The sequence below is a fragment of the Vibrio sp. YQ_11 genome (genome assembly GCF_043103065.1).
Lineage (GTDB): Bacteria > Pseudomonadota > Gammaproteobacteria > Enterobacterales > Vibrionaceae > Vibrio > Vibrio parahaemolyticus.
Genome location: NZ_JBICJM010000006.1, coordinates 344,114 through 361,955 on the forward strand (window position 1 = coordinate 344,114; position 17,842 = coordinate 361,955).

At 46.1% G+C, this 17,842-nt stretch carries 15 protein-coding genes; 10 read left to right on the top strand and 5 right to left on the bottom strand.

Features of this window, described 5'->3' with window-relative positions:
• Positions 1-39: 39 nt before the first annotated feature.
• Together ACF8EG_RS03995 and ACF8EG_RS04000 are read left to right on the top strand one after the other, a co-directional pair.
• Entirely contained in the window at positions 40-855 is an 816-nt protein-coding gene (locus tag ACF8EG_RS03995) for a helix-turn-helix domain-containing protein (RefSeq protein WP_005479824.1), read from the top strand.
• Positions 855-1,508 carry a LuxR C-terminal-related transcriptional regulator gene (locus ACF8EG_RS04000; protein WP_069504881.1) on the top strand — a complete coding sequence of 218 codons (654 nt, stop codon included), beginning with the start codon at positions 855-857 and terminating at the stop codon, positions 1,506-1,508. Before ACF8EG_RS03995 ends, ACF8EG_RS04000 begins: the two co-directional genes overlap by 1 nt.
• Positions 1,509-1,560: 52 nt before the next feature.
• Here the strand turns inward: ACF8EG_RS04000 and ACF8EG_RS04005 are convergent, their stop codons facing one another.
• Positions 1,561-3,969, bottom strand: a complete 2,409-nt coding sequence (locus ACF8EG_RS04005; protein ID WP_069504883.1) for a glycoside hydrolase family 2 protein — start codon at positions 3,967-3,969, stop codon at positions 1,561-1,563.
• Between the two features lie 303 nt (positions 3,970-4,272).
• On the opposite strand from ACF8EG_RS04005, the gene ACF8EG_RS04010 reads away from it, so the two are divergent.
• Entirely contained in the window at positions 4,273-5,856 is a 1,584-nt protein-coding gene (locus tag ACF8EG_RS04010) for a BCCT family transporter (RefSeq protein ID WP_005483978.1), read from the top strand.
• A 69-nt stretch (positions 5,857-5,925) separates the two neighbouring features.
• Here the strand turns inward: ACF8EG_RS04010 and ACF8EG_RS04015 are convergent, their stop codons facing one another.
• Entirely contained in the window at positions 5,926-6,654 is a 729-nt protein-coding gene (locus ACF8EG_RS04015; protein WP_069504884.1) for a UTRA domain-containing protein, read from the bottom strand.
• Between the two features lie 209 nt (positions 6,655-6,863).
• Between ACF8EG_RS04015 and ACF8EG_RS04020 the strand changes: the two genes are divergently transcribed.
• From ACF8EG_RS04020 to ACF8EG_RS04050, 7 genes are all read left to right on the top strand, one after another.
• Positions 6,864-7,946, top strand: coding sequence for an ABC transporter substrate-binding protein (locus tag ACF8EG_RS04020; RefSeq protein WP_005464148.1), 1,083 nt, complete (start codon positions 6,864-6,866; stop codon positions 7,944-7,946).
• A 30-nt stretch (positions 7,947-7,976) separates the two neighbouring features.
• Positions 7,977-8,801, top strand: coding sequence for an alkaline phosphatase family protein (locus tag ACF8EG_RS04025; RefSeq protein WP_069494287.1), 825 nt, complete (start codon positions 7,977-7,979; stop codon positions 8,799-8,801).
• Positions 8,798-9,697 (top strand): ABC transporter permease subunit, encoded by a 900-nt coding sequence (locus tag ACF8EG_RS04030; protein ID WP_031850913.1) that lies wholly within the window; start codon positions 8,798-8,800, stop codon positions 9,695-9,697. Before ACF8EG_RS04025 ends, ACF8EG_RS04030 begins: the two co-directional genes overlap by 4 nt.
• A gap of 3 nt (positions 9,698-9,700) precedes the next feature.
• On the top strand, positions 9,701-10,486 hold the full coding sequence (locus ACF8EG_RS04035) for an ABC transporter permease (RefSeq protein WP_069504886.1): 786 nt from the start codon (positions 9,701-9,703) through the stop codon (positions 10,484-10,486).
• Positions 10,486-11,505, top strand: coding sequence for an ABC transporter ATP-binding protein (locus ACF8EG_RS04040; RefSeq protein WP_069504888.1), 1,020 nt, complete (start codon positions 10,486-10,488; stop codon positions 11,503-11,505). The genes ACF8EG_RS04035 and ACF8EG_RS04040 overlap by 1 nt, the downstream gene beginning before the upstream one ends.
• 1 nt (position 11,506) lies before the next feature.
• Complete coding sequence (locus tag ACF8EG_RS04045) at positions 11,507-12,166, top strand: HAD family phosphatase (protein WP_069504890.1); 660 nt, start codon at positions 11,507-11,509, stop codon at positions 12,164-12,166.
• A 525-nt stretch (positions 12,167-12,691) separates the two neighbouring features.
• A complete protein-coding gene (locus ACF8EG_RS04050; RefSeq protein ID WP_005464162.1) occupies positions 12,692-12,835 on the top strand; it encodes a hypothetical protein in 144 nt (47 codons plus the stop codon).
• 26 nt (positions 12,836-12,861) lie between these two features.
• Here the strand turns inward: ACF8EG_RS04050 and ACF8EG_RS04055 are convergent, their stop codons facing one another.
• The 3 genes from ACF8EG_RS04055 to ACF8EG_RS04065 form a co-directional block, all read right to left on the bottom strand.
• Complete coding sequence (locus ACF8EG_RS04055; protein WP_069504892.1) at positions 12,862-13,128, bottom strand: hypothetical protein; 267 nt, start codon at positions 13,126-13,128, stop codon at positions 12,862-12,864.
• Between the two features lie 336 nt (positions 13,129-13,464).
• Positions 13,465-16,623 (bottom strand): efflux RND transporter permease subunit, encoded by a 3,159-nt coding sequence (locus tag ACF8EG_RS04060; RefSeq protein WP_025505147.1) that lies wholly within the window; start codon positions 16,621-16,623, stop codon positions 13,465-13,467.
• 13 nt (positions 16,624-16,636) lie between these two features.
• Positions 16,637-17,794: an efflux RND transporter periplasmic adaptor subunit gene (locus tag ACF8EG_RS04065; protein ID WP_053319468.1), complete on the bottom strand. Its 1,158-nt coding sequence runs from the start codon at positions 17,792-17,794 to the stop codon at positions 16,637-16,639.
• Between the last annotated feature and the right edge of the window lie 48 nt (positions 17,795-17,842).

Genomic DNA, 17,842 nt, shown 5'->3' on the forward strand with positions numbered 1-17,842 from the left:
GAAGCACTCAAAAATATAATAATTTCAGGACGTAGATATATGGTTAGTAAGTTAGAATTTTCGCATGCAGTGGCTGCTATTCGAAAGGAAAGGGGGTTAACTCAAGGCCAATTAGCGGATGAGCTAGCCCGAAGTTACAGCGCTTTTGAAAGCTTAAATCAACCCACACTAAGCCAGTGGGAAAGCGGTAAAGTAACGCCCAGTTTGCTCAAGCGGCTTGCTTTCGCTCACTACATCGGCAAGCAGTATCAATACACCTCCAGCGAATACAAACGGGTCAAAGCTTCACAAAGCAAAAGCATCTATTTGAGCTTTAAAGACATTGTTTACGAATACCGTGTAACCGATGTGAAAAATTGCGCCCTTAGCCAAATCAGTTTGACGGAGTATGAGCAAATTAACGCCGTGCACAAACAACTGATCACGCCCGGCGGAATAGAAGACACGCTCAATCAATTCAATGAATCCCCCAGCAAGGCCCGCCTCTACTACTGTGAAGGCATGTTGGTTGGCCATTTGATTTATCAAGAGCTGAGGTCTGAATTTAGGATTCTCAGCTTTTGGCATTTAGGGCGCTCGATACTGAAGTACTTAGTCACCGACATTCTCCAAGTCATGGGAAATACGATCATCCATTTCCCGGTTCATGAGCCCGTGATTAAACAACTTCTCTTCGACATTTTTATTCGGGACTTCTATCAACATCGGCGAGTTACGTTCTTTAGAGCCCCCGCCACACAAATCTTCGGAAACCCCATGGTGAAATATTGCTTTGATGGGCTGTTAGACCTGGTGCTCTATCGCTTTCATCAAGTAGGAAATGAGTTTATGCAGTCTCGACAGGAGGTTCATTGATGATGAATACCAACACAACCAACAACACCGTCTTATTGTTCACCTTCAACAACATTCAAGGTCGCGGCTTGCAAACCGCTATTGAACAGAACCTAGAAAAACCCGTACTTTTAACCCGAGGCGCTGACGTCAATTTACCTAGCACCCGCGATGAACACTATGTAGCGATAGTCGATAGCTCTCTCCCTGAATTGCCGGAGGTCAAACAAACACTCAGTGAGTTAGAGCACGTAGATGCGACCGTATTGGTCAACGCAGAACCGAATCTGCGGATCGAGAGCTTACTCACTTGGTCAAACTTGAAAGGTTTGTTCTATTTTGAGGATGATTTCGACAAGGTAATGATGGGGCTAAAAGGCATTTTGAACGGAGAGAATTGGCTCTCTCGCGATATTCTCAATCAACTGATTGGCTACCTATTGAGCCTAAATAATACCGTCGGTGAGCTAGAAACGAAACTCGAAATGGAACTGACCCGTCGTGAGCTGCAAGTGCTCTCCGCACTGTGTCAGGGTGGCTCAAACCTTGATATTGCCGACTCGCTCTTTGTCAGTGAGCACACGGTAAAGTCGCACCTCTATAGTATTTTCCGTAAGCTCGAAGTCAAAAACCGCATGCAGGCCATCACGTGGGCAAAACGTAATTTGCTCTAGTGTGAAACAACAAAGGGAGCATGGAAGCCCCCTTACAACGTTGAGTTTGTGTTTACTGCATCAAATGGTAAACCCGTAATGATGCCGACATCGCGGCCAGATCGTCTCCCAAAAACTCAATCGTTACAGGCTGGTTCGCCAGAAGAGTGAGGCTGGAATCACTAAAACGACCTTGGGTATCACACTCTACATGCACAAAGAAAGCAGGCTTACCCGCAACCAATGTAATTTGGCTGCCCTCAATCGAGACATCAATATTGGCTTTCGCCATCGGCAACGTTTTCAGCTCATGAGTGCAAAACCATGTGTTGCTTATTCTGTCTTCACCGATTTGCGCTTCAACATAGAAGAAGCCTGACGTAAGTTCATCCTTCTCAAACGATTCATCCAATTGCCACAAAATCGTATTACTGTCTGCTATGACCGTTTGTTCTAAGCGCCAACATTGCTTTTCTTCCCCTTGCCAATCTACCCACTTGAGCTGAGCATTGACGCTTGCTGGCTCTTTGGCATCATTGAGTAAATGCAGGCTCAACTTGCCTGTATGCTCGGAAAATACCAAATACTGCGGCGCAAAAAATCGCTTCGCATGGTAGTGCAACTGCTTCCAACGGCCACTGTACTCCAAGCTTGACCAAGAACTGACGGGCCAGTTGTCATTGAGCTGCCAATACAGCATGCCTCGACAAATTGGAGAAATCGCGCGCCAGTGATCACACGCGGTTTTGATGGCGATCGCTTGTTGCACCTGGCTCAAATACAACATCTGCTCAAAGCCCGATGGAAAACGGAAGTAACGAGTAAACATCTCAGTGATGATGCTGTTACCACGAGGATTCTTTTGGTGTTGCTCGAACGTTGGTGAAGTGATGTTCCAGTCTCGCTCGGGTACAAACTGCTTCACCTCCGCAAAAGACGGCCAAGATTGGAAGCCAAATTCAGAGCAAAAACGAGGATTAATGTTTAGATACGCGCTAAATGATTTACCCGAATGCCATACATCCCAAAAGTGCATGTCGCCTTTGCTATCATCGTGCCATGCGTCACCAAAATCCAACTCGCCATTGCAGGGAGAGCTCGGCCAAAAGCGGCGCGAATCATCTTGCTGAGTAATCACTTGTTCAATCATGCGATTGAGGCGGTCATAATTGACGGTGTATTTCACTTTGTTGTGCTTAGATTCGTCATACCAACCAATGGCACCAATCACTTCGTTATCGCCACACCAAAGTGCAATGGAAGGATGCGCTTTAAGGCGCGGAATTTGGAATCGAAGTTCTTCTTCTACGTCTTTTAAAAACTCGTCGTTTGATGGGTACAACGAGCAGGCGAACATCATGTCTTGCCACACCAGCAAACCGAGTTCATCGCAAAGGTTATAAAAGGTTTCACTCTCGTACTGACCGCCGCCCCACACGCGAATCATGTTCATGTTGACATCAACCGCACTTTGCAGTAGGTCTCGATAACGGCGTTCACATTCTCGCCCCGGCATCGCATCGACAGGAATCCAGTTCGCACCTTTGGCATTAATAGGCGTGCCATTGACGATAAATTCCATCGCAGAGCCATGTTCATCTGCCTGACTATTTAAGCTCAACTGACGAAGTCCAATCTTGCGCGACAGCGTTTGCTCACGACAACCAACCGAAATGGTGTACAGATGCGCGTCGCCGTAACCTGCTGGCCACCAGAGTTGCGGCTTTTGAACATGGAACTGGCAGTGATAGTGACCACTTCCTTCGGTTTGAATGAATTGAACTTCGCCATCAAATTCGACGACAACATGATGGCTTTGATTGTCGGTTTGCACTTCCACCAGCACGTCTAAAATCACACTGCCATCGGCTTGCCATTGCTGCTCGGTTGAGACATTTTTTAACCAAATGTCGGTCACTACATCGATTTGGATTGGGTCGTAAATACCCGATACCATCAAACAAATGCCCCAATCCCATCCGGAATGGCATTGTGTTTTGCGGATCAAATTCATGTGTGGAATTTGGTTGTTGCCCATTGCCGATGGAATAGGAAATGGCAGTTTTTTTGCTCTTGTGATACCTTCTAAATCCACCCGCGCAAACTCAACCCGAATTGTGTTAGTACCTTGTTTTAAATACGGGTTAATATCTACACGTTGCTGGGCAAACATATTGCTGCTAGTTAGTACTCGCTCACCATTGATAAAGAACTGAGCCAAAGTGTCAACGCGAGTCAGCGTCATCCAAATATGAGAAGCGCACAGCGTGGAGTCGCCCACTTCAAACTGTCGTTCAATATGCCAATCACACGCTTCGATCCAGCGGACTTTGGCTTCGTTATCAGCAAAATAAGGATTGGGAATGAGCTCTGCTTGCAATAATGCCGAGACATTATCGCCGGGCAAATTCATAGGAATATCGATATCTGGACGCTGTGGTGAGGTAAGTTGCCACGTCCCGTTGAGTTCAATTTGAGCCATAGGGTAAGACCTTTAATTTTTATTAGAACAGGTTGGCTCAATGTAATTCTGATGAGTCCCTACAAGAATAAGGGGAATGTCATTTACAAACGAAATGCGGCGCACTTCACGCTAAAATTTCAGTCAAAATCTCTGCAAAAAATCAGAGGCTTGGCTAAAGTGTTAAAAATTAATCTAAATCTACGGTTATATTCGCTATCTCGACATGTTACCATCAGCGGCTTTTTGAACATCCTCACACTTTTCATCGACTTGATGTGAGGGGAAATGCACGGCTTCCGAGCCCTAAAAAGCGAAGTAATTATGTCAAATATGACGAATGCCGCCCCCCATACTCCTATTCAGGAAGCAGACTATTCTGCCATTCATCCCCCTTCCCTACTGAAACGCCTCGAACTCACCAATCCAGTATTCTGGTTGAGTGGTAGCTTCCTCAGTTTGTTCGTTCTGCTTGCATTGACGAACACCGAATCTCTAACCGCAATGGTTAACGCAGGCTTTGGGTTTGCGACAAAATATTTCGGAGCTTACTGGCAAGTATTGCTTCTTCTCAATTTCCTTATCGGTTTGGCTCTCGCGTTTGGTCGTACAGGGTATGTACGTTTGGGCGGCTTAGCGAAACCAGACATCGACACATTTAAATGGCTGTCGATTGTACTGTGCACCCTACTCGCTGGTGGTGGTGTTTTTTGGGCTGCTGCCGAGCCAATTGCTCACTTTGTTACAGCGCCACCTTTGTATGGTGAAGCTTCACCAAAAACTTCTGCAATCAATGCGTTATCTCAGTCGTTTATGCACTGGGGATTTTTGGCTTGGGCGATTCTCGGTTGCCTTTCATCCATCGTCTTGATGCACCTGCACTACGACAAAGGCTTGCCACTTAAACCACGCACGTTGCTTTACCCAATCTTTGGCGACAAAGCGATTCATGGCTGGATTGGTAACCTGGCGGATGCGTGCAGCATCATCGCCGTTGCCGCTGGTACTATCGGCCCTATTGGCTTTCTTGGTTTGCAAATCAGCTACGCGCTGAACTCATTATTTGGTTTCCCAGATAACTTCATCACCCAAAGCATGGTGATTGTCGCTGCCATCGTGATGTACACGCTTTCGGCGCTAAGTGGCGTAAGCAAAGGCATCCAACTTGTGAGCCGTTACAACATCATCCTGTCGGTACTGCTGATCGGTTACATCCTGTTCTTTGGCCCAACGAGCTTTATTATTGATGGCTATGTGCAAGGCGTAGGCCGCATGGTTGATAACTTTTTCCCGATGGCGCTTTATCGCGGTGACACTGGCTGGTTAAGCTGGTGGACGGTGTTCTTCTGGGGTTGGTTTATTGGTTACGGGCCAATGATGGCAATCTTCATCGCACGTATTTCGCGTGGCCGTACAATTCGCCAATTGATTTTGTCCATCAGTATTGCTGCACCGCTGATCACCTGTTTTTGGTTCAGCATCGTGGGCGGTAGCGGTTTAGCTTTCGAGCTCGCTAATCCGGGATTGATCTCTTCCGCTTTTGAAGGCTTCAACCTTCCAGCCGTATTGCTTGCAATCACTGGTGAACTGCCATTTCCAATGATCATTTCGGTGCTGTTCTTGATTTTGACCACCACCTTCATCGTTACGACTGGTGACTCGATGACCTACACCATCAGTGTGGTAATGACAGGTTCTGCCGAGCCAAACGCAGTGATTCGCTCGTTTTGGGGATTGATGATGGGCGTTGTGGCTATCGCGCTGATTTCTATGGGTTCTGGCGGCATCACTGCGCTGCAATCCTTCATTGTGATTACCGCAGTTCCTGTATCTTTCATTTTGCTACCTAGTATTTTGAAAGCACCGGGCATTGCCAATCAAATGGCGAAGGATCAAGGTTTGGTTTAAGTCTGGTTTAGATATCCAACCCCATAAAATGCAAAGAGCCCTTAATTGGGCTCTTTTTAATTCTGCTGTTTATCCCACGCTGTCTATGCGAATCATCACCGCGTCAGGTCGCCAGTATTCCAACTCGCAATCCATTAGCTCGCCATCTTGCTTGTAGTTCACGCGACAAATTTTCAGTACAGGTTGTCCTTCAGCCAGATTCAATGCTTTCGCCACATGTGCGGGCGCTGAAGTTGGAATGACATCGAATCGAGAGCGCATTGTCTCGTAGCCATATTTCTCACGGAAAATGCCCGTCAGCGACATAGTCAGATTCTCTGCCAAAATACCATCGAACAAACTCGCTTTTAGAACGTTTTCAACAAACAGCACGGCTCGTCCATCAATACAACGCAAACGCTCAATGATGTGGATTGGCGTCATCTGCTCAATATCAAGCGCTTTGGCGTAATCCCCTGCCGCCATTTCACTGCGCACACTGACCAGTTGGGTGGCTGCAATCCGATGCTGCTCACGAATCATTTGATGAAAGTGAGAACGCGACAACGGGTTGTAGCAGATTCGCTCAGGAGACACGTACCAACCACGGCGTTCTTCTCGATAAATCAGCCCTTCAGTTTCCAACGAGACTAACGCATCTTTAATCGTGATTCGGGTGGTAGAAAACAGCTCACTTAACTCTCTTTCTGAAGGCAGTTTTTGCCCTTGAGAAACCACGCCAGTGTGAATTTGCTGTCTCAAGCTGGTTTTAATTTTTCCTAACTGCGTCCCTAACTGGCCCGCACCTGTTGTTTTCATTCTGACCTAGTCCAATAGATATTTTCTCAACAAGATAAGAGGCTTAAGTAACAGAAATATGACAAGTCAAACTGCTCACTTCTTCATCAAATGAAATACAAACGCCACAGAAGTGAATCATAACTGTCAAATTATCTGCACCAAACCGTCACATTCCACCCATAGGATAAAAAGCGAACTTACTGACCTAGTCCAGAAGGATAGAGACAATGAAAACTTTGCTTAGCCGTTCCACTGCCGTGCCTGCCAAACTGCTTGCAGCCACCGCAATTACAGCAACATTATCGGCGCCTGCTTTTTCAGCGGATGCCAATGTAGAATCCCTAGTAAAAGCCGCTCAAAAAGAAGGCTCGGTTTACAGTGTGGGCATGCCAGACAGTTGGGCAAACTGGAAAGACACGTGGGCTGATTTGCAATCAAACTACGGTTTGAAACATCAAGATACTGACATGAGCTCTGCACAAGAAATCGCGAAATTCGAAGCAGAGAAGAAAAATGCAACCGCAGATATCGGTGACGTCGGTTTTGCATTTGCGCGAGTTGCCGTGAAAAAAGGCGTAACTCAACCGTATAAACCGACCACTTGGAATGACATTCCCGATTGGGCGAAAGATAAAGATGGCCACTGGGCGCTGGCATACACCGGCACTATCTCTTTTATCTCAAACAACAACCTAGTCAAAGACGCACCAAAAACTTGGGGTGACTTACTCAAAGGTGACTACAAAGTGACGGTTGGAGACGTAGGCGTTGCGGCGCAAGCGAACAACGCGGTTTTGGCAGCCGCTTTTGCCAACGGTGGTGACGAATCGAACCTTAAACCAGCAATCAAGTTCTTTGCTGAACTGGCGAAACAAGGTCGCTTGTCGTTTACCGATCCGAACATCGCCAACCTAGAAAAAGGCGAAGTTGAAGTGGCGATCATGTGGGACTTCAACGCGCTGAACTACCGCGACAAGATTGACCGCGAGCGCTTTACTGTCACGATTCCACAAGATGGTTCCGTGATTTCTGGTTACACAACCATCATCAACAAATACGCGAAAAATCCAAACGCAGCCAAATTGGCTCGTGAGTACATCTTTAGTGACCAAGGCCAAATCAACCTAGCAGAAGGTTACGCACGTCCAATTCGCACCAGTATTACTCTGCCAAAATCTGTGCAAGACAAGCTGATTGCAAATGACCAGTACAGCAACGTTCACCCAGTGACCGACTTCTCTGCATGGGAAAAATCAGCACGTAAGCTGCCGCGTCAATGGCAAGAAAGTGTGTTGATTCACCAACAGTAACCTCCCTCCAAGAAGTATTGAGAATTTATCATGAGCAATAAGGTTATCCTTGTTGTTCTAGATGGACTGAACTATCAGGTAGCCCTCAATTGTATGGGCTACCTAAACGGTCTACTAGAACATGGTCACTCACGACCAGAAATGCGCGCCACGCTTTACTCCGTGCAATGTGAACTCCCTTCAATGTCGCGCCCACTGTATGAGTGCATTTTAACTGGGGTTCGCCCCGTAGAAAGCGGCATTGTGAACAACAATATCGTTCGTCTGTCGAATCATGATTCCATCTTTAGTTTGGCAAAATCGCAAGGCAAAGTGACGGCGGCGGCGGCTTACCACTGGGTGAGCGAGCTCTATAACCGCGCCCCATTTGAGCCGATTCGCGATCGTTTTACGAACGATGAAACAATGAATATTCAGCACGGCTGTTTCTATCATTGGGATCATTATCCTGATGAAGCGCTTTTCATAGACGCGGAACATTTGCGTCGCACTCACCAGCCTGATTTTTTACTAATCCACCCAATGAACATTGATGACATGGGTCACAAGCACGGATTGGATTCTCGCCAATACCGCAACTCAGCACGTGGTGCAGACATCATTCTCTCCAATTACATCGTGCAATGGTTGGCCGATGGCTATCAGATCATCGTCACCAGTGACCATGGCATGAACAACGATCTTTCTCACGGCGGTATTCTCCCTGAAGAGCGTGAAGTCCCGATGTTTGTGATTGGCGACAAGTTCACACATCAAGAGTGTCACGTTAAACAAACCGAGATTTGTGGCACGGTTTGTCAGTTGTTAAACCTTGACCACAATAAACCTTACACGCAAGCGTTGTTAGCACTATGAGCAGTTCTGTTTTATCACCAAGCGCGAGCCGCGCGGCGAAACCAACGACAAGCGTTTGGCTCAAGCGCATCAAACCCGCAATCTGGCTGGTTCCCTTTGCGCTTTTTTTCTACCTATTTCAACTCGCGCCCATGATGTGGGTGCTGTTTAACAGCTTTATCTACGATGGAGAGTGCGCTCTCGATAACTACATCGAAGTACTCGATTCTGCGTTCATGCTGCAAGCATTCGGAAACAGTTTATGGCTGTCCGTTTGGTCGAGCATTTTCGGGCTCGCCATTGCGATGCTGTTGGTTTCTTCCTTACGCCGAGTAAACAGTAAGCTAAGAGACGCCGTGATTGCCTTCACCAACATGAGCAGCAACTTTGCAGGCGTACCTCTGTCGTTTGCCTTCATCATCATCTTAGGCACAAACGGCGCGATTACGTTGTTGCTCAAACAATATGGTTTGCTCGGTGATTTTGACTTGTACGGCAAATGGGGCTTGCTGGCGATTTACATCTACTTCCAAATCCCACTGGCGGTTTTACTGCTTTATCCCGCTTTTGATGCGCTGAGCGATGATTGGCAAGCGGCGGCTGCACTGTTGGGGGCAAGAACTGCGCAATATTGGGCGAAAGTGGCTTTGCCTGTGCTTTCTCCTGCCCTGTTTGGCACTTTCATTATTTTGATCGCCAATGCGATCGGTGCGTATGCCAGCGTTTATGCGCTCACTTCTGGTAACTACAACGTCATTACCATTCGTATAGCTAGTTTGGTGTCTGGTGATTTGTTCCTAGAGCCAAATTTAGCAGCCGCCATCTCGGTCATCTTAATGGCGCTGTTGGCGTTTATTACGGTGATTAACCAGTGGCTGATTGCCAAAAGTTACGCAGCTAAGAAAAGCAGGAAGTAAACCATGCAAGACGTAAATTCTCGATTCCATAAAAGCGTCGTTTACACCATCGTCGTAATCATGCTGATCCCGATTCTAGCGACGTTCATTTACTCGATTTCTTCTCGCTGGGGCGCAACGATTCTGCCTGATGGTTTCACTTTTGACTGGTACATTAAACTGCTTACGGATCCTCGCTTCTTACAGGCGTTTGGTCGCTCGCTCTTTATTGGCCTTTCAGCACTAGCACTGAGTGTTGTTCTCATACTGCCTGCGATTTTCGTGGTGTTTTACTACTTTCCGAAACTCGACAAGCTGATGAATATCCTGATTTTGCTGCCATTTGCAGTACCACCTGTGGTTTCGTCTGTGGGCCTTCTTCAACTCTATGCCGACAGTGAAATCTCCCTCATAGGCACACCTTGGATTTTAGTGGGCACTTACTTCACCATCGCATTGCCATTTATGTATCGCGCCATTTCCAACAGCTTTGAAGCCATCAATTTACATGATTTGATGGACGCCGCGCACTTGCTTGGCGCAAGTACGACCAAAGCTTTTTTGTTGATCATTTTGCCCAATTTAAAGAAAGGTTTAATGGCATCGTTGTTCCTCTCCTTCTCATTCTTACTAGGAGAGTTCGTGTTCGCCAATATTTTGGTTGGCACTCGCTACGAAACCCTACAAATCTACTTGTACAACATGCGTCAAACCAGCGGCCACTTCACATCTGCGCTCGTGATGACCTATTTCCTGTTTATTTTCTTACTGACTTGGTTGGCAAGTCGTTTCAGCCGAGGAGTCAAATAATGAGTTACGTAACCGCAAAAAACCTTACCAAACGTTTTGGTGACAATACGGTATTTGAAGACATTCAATTCGCTACCGAACAAGGCGAGTTCATCACGCTTTTAGGGCCTAGCGGCTGTGGTAAATCCACCCTACTTCGCAGTCTTGCGGGTTTAAATCCGGTTGATGGTGGTGAAATTTGGGTAAATGGCGAAGAGATCACCCACCAAGTGCCACAAGAAAGAGGCATCGGTATGGTTTTTCAGTCTTACGCGCTCTTTCCAAACATGACGGTTGAGGGCAACATCGCCTTTGGCTTGAAAATGAAGAAACTCGCCTCTGATGAAATTCAACGCGAAGTGACAAAAGTCATAGCGTTAGTTGACTTAAAAGGCAAAGAAAAATACTACCCCCACCAACTTTCTGGAGGCCAACGTCAGCGTGTGGCGTTAGCCCGAGCGCTCGTGGTTAAACCTCGTATTCTTTTACTTGATGAGCCGCTTTCGGCACTGGATGCAAAGATCCGTAAGCATCTTCGCCAACAGATCCGCGATATACAAAAAGAGATGAACCTAACTACCATCTTTGTGACTCATGACCAAGAAGAAGCGATGATCATGTCTGATCGAATCTTTTTGATGAACAAAGGGGAAATTGTTCAAGCCGGCACACCAGAAGCGATCTACACTCACCCAGCCAATGAATTTGTGGCTGGGTTTATGGGGCATTACAATTTGGTCGATGCTAACAAAGCCAAACAACTCTTTAATATCGATACCGAATGGAAGGTGGCAATTCGTCCAGAGTCCATCTACGTGAAAGAGCATGGTCGCCAATACGGAAACCATATTTCTGCACCGCAGATGGTAACCATCAAAAACCACCAACTGCTTGGTAATGTAATTCGCTACCAAGTGTGCGTCGAAGAGTGCGATCTTACGGTCGATTTGCTCAACCGTTCATCCGAACGCTTGCTAGCTAACGGCAGTCAACTAGAGCTGCTGTTTAACCTTAATGAAATTCAACCAGTGAGAGCCTAACATGTCCAAACCTTTGTACGTCTTTGATATGGACGAAACTCTAATCAACGCCGACTGTGCGATGATTTGGAATGTGTTTTTGGTTGAAAAAGGCATAGCAACGCAATCAAACTTCATAGAGGAAGATCAGCGTTTAATGGCCTTGTACGCAGAAGGCAAAATGGACATGGAGGACTACCTAGAATTCTGTATGGCGCCATTGGCTGACATGCCCGTTGCACACGTCCATACGTTGGTAGAAGAGTGTGTAGAGCACCACATCCTGCCTAAGCAGTTTGAGCAATCCAAAACGTTGATAGCACAGTTGGATCGCGATGACATCGATATGGTTATCATCTCTGCGAGCGTGACATTCTTAGTCGAAGCGGTCAGCCGTCGATTAGGAATTCCCGTCGCATTAGGAATTGATTTGGTTGAGAAGCACGGCAGCTACAGCGCTGAAATTGCAGGCGTTCCGAGTTATCGAGAAGGCAAAGTTATACGCTTGAAAGCATGGTTAGATTCTCAGCCAGAATCTTATTCTGAAGTCCATTTTTACACCGACTCCATCAATGATTTACCTTTATGCGAATACGCAGATTACGCATATTTGGTGAATCCATGCCCTCAATTAAAAGCACGCGCAGATAACGCCAATTGGACGGTTTTGTCTTGGGATTAGCCATCAACATCTCAAGCGAATCTTAACAAAGTAAAAGAGCGAAATAGGCTGCTCTTTTACTTTCTTGGCTTTAATTTCCATCGCACCTAAGAGCATAACCTACCACTCAAACACGCTGCTGCTCTCGCGCAAAAACAAAACACATCATTAACAAACGCAAGGACTTTATGTCACCTTAATCTGAGATATGAAAGATTGAGAACATACTGAGAGCGAATTTATATAACAAAAACAAATAAGCAAAACTCAATTTATGAGTCAATTGGTTATCAAAAACTGAGTTTATGCACACTGCGCGTACAGTCGAACAACATATTCACAATCCAGACTAACGATAATGAAATCATTGATTGAAGAATTAACATTTTAACAATGATTACAACAATGTTAACTTTAGCTCCGTTGGTCGCGCTGGTGGTAAGCCTTTCACCAAGCCTATTGTCAGTTTTATATGGACGTTCGACCACCTCCAAAATGAATAGACACCCAATTTGGTGCCCTTTTTACGCCCGCAGAGGAAATTCTTTGCGGGCTTTTTTCTTTCTGTCTGGCGGCCATTTATTAGGCGGTAAATACAAAAAGGCCAGCCTGAAAGGCTGGCAAGTAGAGCAACAAGGTCAACGCCTACTGCTAACTAGCGTCGAACTCGTATTGGATACATCATTTTAATTTTATTGATTGTTCACAATCGGAGGTTATGACTTGCTCGCTTCGCCTTTGCGGCACTTCACCTTTACCAGCTGAGCCTGCTCATCTTTGATGTTTTTCACGATTCGAGCATCACGCGCATCAATTGCGTCTATGTTCATTTGCTGAATATCTGCTACAGCTTCATGCTTCATTTCAGAAAAGTCCTGACGTAAATCTGAGCTCCACTCTTCTCTGTCTAAAGTGTTAGCAGCAGCGATTGGCGATGAAGTTACAACAATAAGACCTAGAGTAGATAGAATTACGCTTTTCATAATAAGCTCCTTGAGGATTAGCAGTTCATTTTGGTTACAATTTATATATTGCACATACGATGCCAACTTTTTAATCCTTTAAATTCAACAACTTAATTAAACGTTCGTTTTTATATTTATATCAGCATGGTAAATTTCGCACCCCAAGTGTTAAATTAACCAAGCAAATCCAACAGCCAATTTCATTCAGTTAATCTATAGTATAGAGCGCCATTTCTCCTCACAGTTATCGGCTCAAAACGTGCGCCTCAAACATTCATCTAAAGTCATTCAGGCCTAAATCCTCGGCATAAAAAAAGCAGCCCGAAGGCTGCTTTTTTATTAAGACAAGAGATGCTAGTTCGATGTATTCGCAGAAATATCTGAAGATACTGACGATTTTCTAAAACGACCAATGACACGCTGGAAGAAGCGCTTAATCGCTCGAAAGATGTTTTTAATATCTTCAAGCATTAGATACAGACAAGGTACTAACACCAACGTCAGGACTGTGGCATACAGCACAGCAAAGCCCAAAGCGACGGCCATTGGTATTACGAAACGTGCTTGTAGACTGGTTTCGAACATAATAGGCAATACACCCGCAAAGGTCGTGATGGATGTCAGCGTAATCGCTCGGAAACGCGCGCAACCAGCCTCAACCACCGCCTGCTTGATGCTCATTCCTTTCTCTCGGACTTGGTTCACATAATCTGTCATCACCAACGAGTCGTTGATCACCACACCTGCGGCTGCGATCAAACCGAATGTCGACATCATGCTAATGTCTAGCCCCAACCAGAAATGTCCCCAAATCGCCCCTGTTAAACTAAACGGGATAACAGACATCACGATAAGAGGCTGGGTATAGCTCTTCAATGGTACGGCAAGCAAGATATAAACAATGATCATCCCTGCCACAAAGAACATGATTTGTTCGTTGCGTTGCGCGGCTTGCTCTTCGATGTCACCACCCAGCTCTGTTTTAACACTTGGGTGCAGCTTCTTCATATCAGGCAAAATACTATCGTCGATGATTTTCACAATTTCTTGTGGCTCAACGAGTTCTTCATCAATAGAGCCGTACACATAAACGGTTTGATAACCACCTTCACGACGAATTGTGCTAACCCCAGGCTGCTCACTGATATTCACTACATCGCCCAGCATCACTTTCTTGCCTGCTGGCGTAGTAATGACGGCGTAACGTAATGAAGAAAACGCTTCACGAGTCAGTTGAGGATAGCGAACCATGACTTTGATCTCTTCACCGTCGCGAATCAAACGCTGTGCTTCTCCACCGTAAAAACTGCCGCCGACTTGTTGCGCAATCATGGTCAAGTCAAGACCGAGATCGTACGCAACAGGCGCAAGAGAAAGAAGCACTTCTTTGCTGCCTGAATCAATGGATGACGAGATATCGTACAACCCTTCTTCTTGCTGCAAACGTTCAATCAAGTAACGTCCTGCTTGATTAAGTTCATTGATGTTGGAGCCAAACAGTAAGTAACCAAACTCATCACGATCGCCACCACCGGCACTTTGTTCGCGGATCTTGATACTCTTCATCCCCGGAATAACAGGCATCGCCTCACGCCAGCGTCGAGCAAGTTCAAAGGTATTGAACGGACGAATTTCCTCATCGACAAGCGGCACTAACACTCGTCCTTCGGTGCGGCTTCTATTGTAAGAAAGCACATCGCGAATCATACCTTGCCCATGATCAGCAATAGTTTGAGACTCGACCTCTTGCATGACACGCTCGATGGTTTTTAACGCTTCAATGGTTTGCTCACTGGAAACCGTGTCATTCATCTCGATAGTAATCGCAGGGTAATCCGTCGGTACTTTCGGGTTAGGGATAACACGCACATAGTTGGATTTAACCAATGCAGCACTGATCAGCAATAAACCACAGAACACAGCAAATACAGTCCAACGCCAATGCGTACAGGCTTTCACGAAGTTACGATAAGTGCCGTTTACAAAGCCGAAGAAACGTTGGTTGAAACGATCTCGCCATCCACCAGGTTTGACTGGTTTAAAATGGGTATGCGCCAAGTGCGCTGGTAGGATTAACTTTGATTCAATCAAACTGAAGATCAAACACAGAATCACGACACCGGCAATGCCGTAAAAGAAAGCACTATCAATACCACTCGAAAGCAAGAATGGTGCGAATACAGCAATCGTTGTCAGAACACCAAATGTCGCTGGCGTAGCAACGCGTTTGACACCGCGTACCACGTTCTCGACACCGCCGCCCTTTTCTTCGATTTCACTGTACGCACTTTCTCCCATGACGATGGCGTCATCCACCACAATTCCGAGCACCATGATGAAAGCGAACAGCGAGACGATGTTCACTGTAATACCCAAAGCTGGCATCATCATCACCGCACCAAGGAAACACACTGGTAAGCCGATCATTACCCACATCGCCAAACGGAAACGTAGGAAAATCGTCAACATGATCGCAACAAGCACCGCGCCTTGCAGCAAGTTTTTCAGCATCATGTCGAGACGACCATTTAGGTAGTACGTCATGTCGACCAGAATTTTTAGCTGAACATCGCTCGGCAAGGTTTTGTTTTTGGCTTCGATGTAGTCACGAACTGACTGAGCAACCGGAATGATGTTTTGATCGCGCGTCGCTTCGACTGACATGTAGATAGCATTTTGACCTGAATACTCGAAGTAGCGCTCTTCTTCGGTAAAGCCATCTTTGATGGTAGCAATGTCTTGCAACAATACCTTGGCACCATTGGCACCTAGCTTCACGGGAATATTTCTAAACTCATCTCCACGGTAATATTGGTTCTCAATTCGAACCGCAATCATCCCAGAGTTTGTTTTGACTTCGCCCGCCGAGAAGTTTGCCGAGTAACGACGAATGGCATTGCTTACGTCATTCAACGTTAGGTCATACTTACGCAACACGAGGGGATCGACTTCAATCGCAATCTCTTCCTCTGGCGCACTTAAATACACCAACATGACGTTATTAAGCTGCAGAAGCTCATCTTCAATCTGCTTCGCAATCGGCTTAAGCTCTTCAAGAGGCCTGTCCCCCACCAGCCCCATTTCTATCACGTCTTGTCGCCATTCAACCTGATAGACATTGATGGGCTCCATGCCAAGAGGCAGGTTAGAAATAGTATCGATGCGCTGATTCACATCATCAAGCACTCGCTTGATATCCGCGTTGACATCAACTTCGATAGAAATATATGCACTGCCACGAGAAGCTCGTGACACCACTTTTTTAATGCCAGTAACGTCTTTGATCGACTCTTCCACTTTGACCAAAATACTCTCTTCAATTTCTTGAGGAGAGGCACCTGGATAAGTCGCGCGAACGTCGATGTAGTTCACTTCGATATTCGGGAACATCTGACGCTGGATAAACATGTAACTCACGATACCCATGATGATGATAAACACCATCAACAGGTTGGCAGCCACAGGATTATTGGCAAAATAGGCAATGATGCCCTTTTGATTCGTATCTTCCATGACAAACTCCTACTTACTGTACGACGGTTTCGGAGTCGTCATTCTTTTTTGCAATTTGAACCGCCATGCCTTTTTGCGGGTATTCAGGAAGAGTCAGAACCAATTGGTCACTTTGTTCCAAACCTTCACCTACCAACATGAATTCTCCCTCCGCTCTTAACACTGTGACAGTGCGAGGCTGAAGTTGATTTTCATCGTTGACGACCCAAACCGTGCGGTTTTTCACTAATTCTTGTGGAAGACGATAGATGTGCTTGAGCTCTTTGCCCGTAAAGCTGACTTCTACGTAAGAACCAAATTTGATTGGCGGTTGCTGGTTATCGATGCCATAAGGGTCTTCAACCTGAATCACCATATTGATCATGCGTGTGGCGCTATCAATCATTCCCAAATCGCGAACGACTTTACCTTCACGTGTGGTCGAGAGAATGCCTTGCTGAGTTACGGTTGCTGTCAGCTCTTTGATTGACTCCGGCAAAAACGCACTATCAAAACCAGCAATTGGAACATGCACTTCCGCCACTTCGATGTTATTCAAAGTTGCGACACGAGATCCCGACGTCACAAACTGACCCACACCGACATCACGCTCGACCACTAAAGCATCGTATGGCGCAACCACTCGGCAGTTTTCCAAGTCGCGATTTGCACGTTTGAGAGCGGCTTGAGCAGACTTCACTTGCGCTTGCGCGCTAAGCAACTGAGGTTTACGCAAGTACAGATCGGTAACTTGCTTGTCGCTAAGTTTCTTCGCTTGGCGTTTCGCCACTTCCGCTTTTGCTTGTTCTTCAATTAACGATGCACGAGCGCTAGCCAGACCCGCTTCAGCTTGAAGTACGGCCGCTTCATAATTATCGCTTTCTATCGTAAATAGCACTTCCCCACGCTTCACGATGCCACCGGTTACAAAATTAGGGTGCCAACTGATCACTTCACCGCTGACTTGAGCAGAAAGGTGTGTTTTTTCAAATGGAACCAATTCGCCATGGCTGGTAATCACGACTTTATGGTCAGTAGGGAAAAGAGAAGAGGCTCGAACTGTGGGTTCGGTTATGGTTTCTTTTGTTGACTCTTTCTCCGGTGCTGTCGCTGCAATCGCAGCATATCCAGCGTAAGATCCGCCGACGACAACGAAAGGTAAAAGCCAACGTACTATGGGTTTTGCTAACATCAAAAATCCTTTTTTATTGTTGTATTCAGCCGAATGCTCGTGTTGGTT

Bases quoted from the DNA above. Each gene is read 5' to 3' on its own strand.
- ACF8EG_RS04035 (WP_069504886.1), top strand. From the start codon at position 9,701: ATGCAAGACGTAAATTCTCGATTCCATAAAAGCGTCGTTTACACCATC.
- ACF8EG_RS04010 (WP_005483978.1), top strand. From the start codon at position 4,273: ATGTCAAATATGACGAATGCCGCCCCCCATACTCCTATTCAGGAAGCA.
- ACF8EG_RS04025 (WP_069494287.1), top strand. From the start codon at position 7,977: ATGAGCAATAAGGTTATCCTTGTTGTTCTAGATGGACTGAACTATCAG.
- ACF8EG_RS04040 (WP_069504888.1), top strand. From the start codon at position 10,486: ATGAGTTACGTAACCGCAAAAAACCTTACCAAACGTTTTGGTGACAAT.
- ACF8EG_RS04045 (WP_069504890.1), top strand. From the start codon at position 11,507: ATGTCCAAACCTTTGTACGTCTTTGATATGGACGAAACTCTAATCAAC.
- ACF8EG_RS04030 (WP_031850913.1), top strand. From the start codon at position 8,798: ATGAGCAGTTCTGTTTTATCACCAAGCGCGAGCCGCGCGGCGAAACCA.
- ACF8EG_RS04005 (WP_069504883.1), bottom strand. From the start codon at position 3,969: ATGGCTCAAATTGAACTCAACGGGACGTGGCAACTTACCTCACCACAG.
- ACF8EG_RS04015 (WP_069504884.1), bottom strand. From the start codon at position 6,654: ATGAAAACAACAGGTGCGGGCCAGTTAGGGACGCAGTTAGGAAAAATT.
- ACF8EG_RS04000 (WP_069504881.1), top strand. From the start codon at position 855: ATGATGAATACCAACACAACCAACAACACCGTCTTATTGTTCACCTTC.
- ACF8EG_RS04055 (WP_069504892.1), bottom strand. From the start codon at position 13,128: ATGAAAAGCGTAATTCTATCTACTCTAGGTCTTATTGTTGTAACTTCA.
- ACF8EG_RS04020 (WP_005464148.1), top strand. From the start codon at position 6,864: ATGAAAACTTTGCTTAGCCGTTCCACTGCCGTGCCTGCCAAACTGCTT.
- ACF8EG_RS04065 (WP_053319468.1), bottom strand. From the start codon at position 17,794: ATGTTAGCAAAACCCATAGTACGTTGGCTTTTACCTTTCGTTGTCGTC.
- ACF8EG_RS03995 (WP_005479824.1), top strand. From the start codon at position 40: ATGGTTAGTAAGTTAGAATTTTCGCATGCAGTGGCTGCTATTCGAAAG.
- ACF8EG_RS04060 (WP_025505147.1), bottom strand. From the start codon at position 16,623: ATGGAAGATACGAATCAAAAGGGCATCATTGCCTATTTTGCCAATAAT.